Raw genomic sequence first — 6,411 nt, 5'->3', positions numbered from 1 at the left:
GAAGACGAACACCTTCAGCACGCACAGCAGGAGCGGCAGCCTGGTCGCCGCCCACGTGCCGAACAGCACCCACTCACTACGGGCCCGTGCCGTACGGTCCGCGGTGCGCGCCGTACGAGACGGCACGGTCAGCGGAAGGCGGATGCCACGAGATCCCGCTGCTCGCCCGCGTGACGCCGGGCGGAGCCGACGGCGGGGGCCGAGGACCGCGCACGGCTGACGCGTGTGAGGGGCCGGCCCGTCAGCCGGTGCAGATGTGGCCCGACGTAGGACCACGCCCCCTGGTTCTCCGGCTCCTCCTGCACCCAGCGCACCTCGGCGTCGGCGGGGAAGCGGCCGAGTTCCTCGCGGAGCTCTTCCTCCGGGAATGGGTGGAGACGCTCCAGACGGACGATCGCGGTGTCCGACAGGCCTGCGTCGTGCCGGTGGGCGTCGAGGTCGTAGAAGACCTTGCCCGAGCACAGCAACACCCGCTTGATCCGCGCCGCTTCGGCCGTCTCGTCCGCGACGACCGGACGGAACCCACCCGTGGTGAGCTCGGTCAGCGAGGAGGTCGCCGCCTTCGACCGCAGCATCGACTTCGGGGTGAAGACCACCAGGGGCCTTCTGTGGCCGCCGAGCGCTTGCCGCCTGAGCAGATGGAAGTAGTTGCCCGGCAGGGAGGGCATGGCGACGGTCATGTTCCCCTGCGCGCACAGCTGGAGGAACCGCTCGATCCGGCCCGAGGAGTGGTCGGGTCCCTGGCCCTCCAGACCGTGCGGCAGCAGCAGCGTCACCCCGGAGCGCTGCCCCCATTTCTGTTCGGACGAGGAGATGTACTCGTCGATGACCGTCTGGGCGCCGTTGGCGAAGTCGCCGAACTGGGCCTCCCACAGCACCAGAGCGTCCGGACGTGCCAGTGAGTAGCCGTACTCGAAGGCCAGCGCCGCCATTTCGGACAGCATCGAGTCGTACGGTGCGAAGCGGGCTGCCGGTGAGCCGAGGGCGCCCAGTGGCGTGTGCTCCACGCCGGTGTGCCGGTCGGTGAGGACGGCGTGCCGTTGTCCGAACGTGCCGCGCCGGGAGTCCTGTCCGGCCAGGCGCACCGCGACGCCGTCCAGCAATAGGGAGCCGAGGGCCAGCGTCTCCGCGGTGGCCCAGTCGACCGTTCCCGCGTCCAGCATCGCGCTACGCCTCCGGAGCTGCGGCAGGACGCGTGCGTGCACGGCGAAGTCCCGTGGCAGAGCCGTCTGGTGAGCGATGATGTGCCGGGCGGTCGCCTCCGTGATCGCGGTCGCCGCCGTACGGCCGTCGCCGACCTCGGCGCCCAGGGAACCGACAGGCTCCGGCGATTCGGGCACCGGCAACGCCCGGGTCTCGGCGAAAGCCCGCTCGAGGTGCCCCCGGTAGTCCCGCAGGGCGCCCTCCACCTGTCGCTCGTCGAGGTCGCCCCGGCGGACCAGCGCGTCGGCGTACAGCTCGCGCACCGAAGCGCGGGCGTCGATACGGTCGTACATCGCCGGCTGCGTGATGGACGGATCGTCGACCTCGCTGTGCCCGTGGCGCCGGTAACAGACCAGATCGACGACGACGTCCTTGTGGAACGTCTGCCGGTAGTCGAAGGCCAGCCGCGCGATCCGCGCGACGGCTTCGGGATCGTCGGCGTTGACGTGGAAGACCGGGGCCTCGATCGTCTTGGCCACATCGGTGGCGTACGTGCTCGAACGGGCGCCGGCGGGCGAGGTCGTGAAGCCGAGCTGGTTGTTGATGACGACGTGCACCGTCCCGCCGGTGCGGTAGCCGGGCAGCTGCGACATGTTCAGTGTCTCGCCGACCACACCCTGACCCGCGAACGCGGCATCGCCGTGGACGACGACCGCCAGGACGGGGTAGGTCTCGTCGGCGTCCGCGGCCGCGTCCTGCCTGGCGCGCACGACGCCCTGGGTCACCGGCCCCACGATCTCCAGATGCGAGGGGTTCGCGACGACGGACACGGCGATCGAGCCACCGTCCAGGGCGCGGTACGTCCCCTCCGCGCCCAGGTGGTACTTCACATCTCCGGTTCCTTGGGCCGACCGGGTGTCCGCCGCGTCCTCGAACTCGTCGAAGATCTCCGCGTAGGACTTGCCGACGATGTTGGCCAGGACGTTGAGGCGGCCCCGGTGGGCCATGCCGATGACGGCTTCCCTCACTCCGCTCCTGAGGGAGCGGATCAGCAGCGCGTCGAGCAGGACGATCGCCGACTCGCCGCCTTCGAGCGAGTACCGCTTGTGGCCGACGTACTTCGTCTGCAAGAACGTCTCGAAGGACTCCGCCGCGCCCAGCCGGTAGAGGATCTGCAGTTGTTCACCACAGTCCGGCCGGGGCCGAGGCGATTCGATCCGCCGCTGGATCCAGCGGCGCTCCTGCGACGCCTGGATATGCATGTACTCGGTGCCGATGGTGCGGCAATAGGCATCCTGGAGGAGATCCAGCACGGTCCGCAGCGTCATGGTGTTCCGCCCGGCGAACCCGTCCACGACGAACTCGGTGTCCAGGTCGTCGTTCCGGAGCCCGAACGCCGTGAGGTCGAGGTCCGGGTGTGGGGCCGCCGGCTTCATCCTGAGCGGATCCATGTCGGACATCAGGTGTCCGCGCGTGCGATACGCCTGGATGAGCGCCGCGACGCGCACCGCCTTGACCGCAGACTCGTCCGCGCCGTCACGTGCTGTCGCCGTGCCGTTGCGCGGCAGCTGAGCGGGCACGGGTACCGGAGTGGCGAAGAAGTCTCTCCATGTCTCGTCGACCGAGTCGGGGTCGTGCAGGTAGCGCTCGTACTGTTCGTCGACGAGCCATTCGTTGAGGCCGAACTCCAGCCCACGCGCTGTCGGATCGCCGGCATGTGATTGCGACGCCACTGTGTGGATCGCCTTCTTTCCTCATCGAGGTCGAACGGTGCCGGACCCAGCCGGACCGCCTGGTCATCCCCCCGCGGTGCCCAGACGCTTCGCTTCCCCTTCGTGCCCGTAGGGGCTCGTGTCCTTTGAGGGCGATATGCCCGGCTGTGTCACATCCTCGACGGTAGGGCAGCGAAGGGGCCGAGAGGGACCCACGAAAATGCCATGGCACCGTCACATCGGGACATACCGCCGCGGGGGCCGCCTCCCCGTGGAACGCTGCGACCACACGGTTGTAGATCCAGAGCCTGGTCATGGGGGTCAGGCAGGACCACGGACGGGACGACGGACATGACGAGAGACGTGACGACAGGCGTGACGAGAGACGTGGCGGCGGACACGACCCCGCATGATCAACTCGACTGCTACAGAGCCGAACTCGTCGTCATCCCCTGCGGCAGCCGCAAACTGGATCGGCCGGCGCGGGCGGCTGACCTCTACGTCGGCTCCTACCACCGCGCGTGCCGCAAGGCGGCCGACGCACTGCGGCCCGACCGGCTGCTCATCCTCTCCGCGCGCCACGGCCTGCTCGACCTCGACGACGTGATCGAGCCCTACGACACACCCCATGGTGTGGCCGACGCCATCACGGGCCGGGCTCTGCTGGAGCAGGTGACTCTGCGCGCCATCACGCACCTCGACCCGGTCGTCGCCCTCGGCGGTGCCCGGCACGTGAGCCTCGTCCGGGCCATCTGGCCGCACGCCCGCACGCCGTTGGCCGGAACGCGCGGCATGGGCGAACAAATGGCCCGGCTCGCCGCCCTGCGCAAGGCACTGGAATCCCACCAGCGGTGACGCCCCCTGTGCGGCCTCGGCCGGTCGCCCGCTGCCTACGGCGGGCGACCTGCTGGCGCTCGTCCGATACGACGAACCGCGCACAGCTGAAGCACCTGCCCTGTGCGTCCGGCGGTGACACGGGCGGCCTGGGGGCGCCCGTGGGTGTGGCGGGTGACGGCGCAGTTCCCCGCAACCGGGACACCGGCGGCGGAGCTCTTCACCGCATGGCTCGCCGACCTTGACCCGGACCTGCAACCGTCCCATACGGTATGGGAGTTCACCACGGTGCGGCTGCACAGGTAGCCGTCAGGTCGTTGCACGTGTAACGCTTGATATCGACAGGTTCATTACGCCGGATCCGACCGTCTGACAGACGCGGAAGATTCATGGCTGAACTCACGGTGATCCGCACCGACCGCGGGACCGAACCCTTGCTGGTCATGGCCTTGGTCGGCTCGGTTTCGACACGGCACCAGGGTTACGCGCCCAGTTCAACGACGTGATCGATGCCGACCTTCACCACCTGGTCTTGGACATGACCGGGGTGACTTCCGCGATTCAGTGGGCATCGCGGCGTTGGTGCGTGTCTGGAAGCAGTTCCGCGAGCGCACCGGCAGGCTGATCGCGGTTGCCGGGCGAGGCGCGGCCAGGATGTGGCACAGCAGCCTGGACCGGCTGATCGTGGCGTGGGCAGTCCAGGCGGATTCCGGGCCAGACAGCGCGCTCAAGCCCAAAAGGCCAGGCCGCTCGCGAACCCCAGAGCGGGAAAGGAACACCTCATGACGACCACCTCCGAACGGACCAACAAGCTGGTCGCCTGGGCGGTGAGCGCGCCCGTTGCCGCCACCGTGGCACTGACGATCGTGCTTTCCGGTGCGGGATTGGCCCGGGCCGATGACGGCGGGATGCTCGCCGCAGCCAACGCTGAACGAGCGAAGAACGGGTGCCCAGCCTGGGTGTCGAATGCCGGGCTGCAAGCTGCGGCGCAGTCGCACGCCGACGACATCATGCAAAACGGCACGAAGGACGGGCATACCGGTTCGGACGGCTCCACCCCGAGCAGCCGCGCCGCCGCCAACGGCTGGACCGGCGGCACTGTCGGCGAGATCCAAGCCGGAGGCGTGGGCTCCGCCTCGCCACAGACCGCGATCGACCTCTGGCTGCAAGATGCCCACCGCAATGCCTTCACGGATTGCACGACCACTGACGCCGGTGCCGTCTACACCACCGACGGCACCAAGTGGACGGCTGTCATCACCGCCGGTGCTTCATGACCCGGGACGATGAACCTTGCTGAGGCGTGCGCGTCCCAACCGCCGTCGAAACACGACGGCGGCGGCCTCTGCGTAATGGATTGGTTCTGCGCGGACACCGAGCACGGCGCGCGGTTGGCGCCTGGTGGTCAGCCTCGACATGGCGCCGCGCCGTTCCGCAGGTCCGGCTCGACGGGCCGGCCGCGTGTGTGCCGGGCGGCGTGGCGGCGTGTGTGCCGGGCGGCGTGGCGCAGGGAGTGCGCGGACACCACCACCCAGGCGGCGACGAGCAGCGCGTAGAACGCGACGGCGGTCCAGATGAAGGGCTCCGAGCCGGTGCGCGCCGCGAGGGCGCTGGTGGCCGTGACGCAGGCGCCGACGGGGAAGATGAACGACCACCACGTGGGCGCGAAGGGGAGTCCGGCGCGGATCGTGCGTGCGGTCAACCCGGTCGCGAGCGCCAGCCACAGCATGGCGAAGCCCCACACCACGATGCCTCCCAGCAGGGCGAAGACCGCGCAGCCCCGAGCGTAGGGTGCGGGCAGCGCGCTCGGCGCCACCGTGGCCAGCGCGCCGAGCGCGGTCACCGCCTGGCCCAGCGCTCCCAGGCCGATCCATACCGTGGGTACCACCGGTCCGGTGGGTGCCGCGTGGTGCACCAGGCGGCCGTAGATCATCGCCAGCACCAGCAGTGCCGCCACGAGGCCGAGCCCGAGCATCGCGTAGCAGCCCAGCAGCAGGGCGAGCCGCGCCTGACCGGCCGGTGCGTGCGGGACGAGCAGCGCGCCCGTCGCGGCGGAGACCATCGGCGGCACCACCGGCATCAGCCAGCCGCCGAACGCCGCGTCCGGCTCGAACCGGTGCCGAGTGATCATCAGATAGGGCACCGCGCAGGCGGTGGCGAGGCCGAGCACGGTACCCAGCGACCAGAGCACCCAGTCGACGGTCAGCGCGGCCTCGGCCCCGATCAGGTCCCGGCCGAGCAGCAGCGCCCCGGCACCCACGGTGAGCAGCGCCATCGGCGGCGCGCCGAAGAACTGGACCGTCACCGGATCGGTGGCGTGCGACCGCACGGTCCGCTGCCGCAGGTAACCGACGGCCAGCACGACCAGCAGGAGCGCGGCGCCCACCCAGACCACTGTGGCGGCGGCGCGCAGTCCCGGGAAACTCCGCGGCAGGGTGGCCGCCGCGTCGGCGACGATGCCGGTACCCATCACGGCCGCGAACCAACTGGGGCCGAGCAGTGGTGGCGCCATCCTGCTTTCCACAGGTGGCAGAGGATGGGCGGGCACAGAGGAATTCATGACCTGAACCGTATGGTGGGGTAGCGGCACCATTGTCGATCATGTCCTGATGCAAGGGGCTCATGGCACAGATCGAGGGGCGGTCCCAGTACTTCGCGGATCCGTGCGGTGAGCGGATGACCGCTCCCGGATATCCTGTCTCGTCTTGAACAGGCCAGGGAG

4 protein-coding genes are annotated in these 6,411 nt (G+C 69.8%); 2 read left to right on the top strand and 2 right to left on the bottom strand.

Annotation, left to right across the window (positions count from 1 at the left end):
• Positions 1 to 128: 128 nt before the first annotated feature.
• Positions 129 to 2,876: a multifunctional oxoglutarate decarboxylase/oxoglutarate dehydrogenase thiamine pyrophosphate-binding subunit/dihydrolipoyllysine-residue succinyltransferase subunit gene (locus tag ACWCQK_RS32570; protein WP_451161168.1), complete on the bottom strand. Its 2,748-nt coding sequence runs from the start codon at positions 2,874 to 2,876 to the stop codon at positions 129 to 131.
• 330 nt (positions 2,877 to 3,206) lie between these two features.
• Here ACWCQK_RS32570 and ACWCQK_RS32565 point away from each other — a divergent pair, with 330 nt between their 5' ends.
• Both ACWCQK_RS32565 and ACWCQK_RS32560 read left to right on the top strand, forming a co-directional pair.
• Positions 3,207 to 3,710, top strand: coding sequence for a DUF6884 domain-containing protein (locus ACWCQK_RS32565; protein WP_451161166.1), 504 nt, complete (start codon positions 3,207 to 3,209; stop codon positions 3,708 to 3,710).
• Between the two features lie 761 nt (positions 3,711 to 4,471).
• A complete protein-coding gene (locus ACWCQK_RS32560) occupies positions 4,472 to 4,966 on the top strand; it encodes a CAP domain-containing protein (protein ID WP_451161164.1) in 495 nt (164 codons plus the stop codon).
• A gap of 128 nt (positions 4,967 to 5,094) precedes the next feature.
• Here the strand turns inward: ACWCQK_RS32560 and ACWCQK_RS32555 are convergent, their stop codons facing one another.
• Positions 5,095 to 6,201 (bottom strand): TDT family transporter, encoded by a 1,107-nt coding sequence (locus ACWCQK_RS32555; RefSeq protein WP_451161162.1) that lies wholly within the window; start codon positions 6,199 to 6,201, stop codon positions 5,095 to 5,097.
• Positions 6,202 to 6,411 lie beyond the last annotated feature (210 nt).

The organism is Streptomyces sp. NPDC002306, assembly GCF_053593435.1.
Note: the sequence above shows the minus strand (reverse complement) of the source record. Positions and strands in the feature narration are given on the sequence as shown.

What these genes read in the sequence shown, in the direction of transcription:
- ACWCQK_RS32560 (WP_451161164.1), top strand. Translation starts at nt 4,472, where the DNA reads ATGACGACCACCTCCGAACGGACCAACAAGCTGGTCGCCTGGGCGGTG.
- ACWCQK_RS32565 (WP_451161166.1), top strand. Translation starts at nt 3,207, where the DNA reads ATGACGAGAGACGTGACGACAGGCGTGACGAGAGACGTGGCGGCGGAC.
- ACWCQK_RS32555 (WP_451161162.1), bottom strand. Translation starts at nt 6,201, where the DNA reads ATGGCGCCACCACTGCTCGGCCCCAGTTGGTTCGCGGCCGTGATGGGT.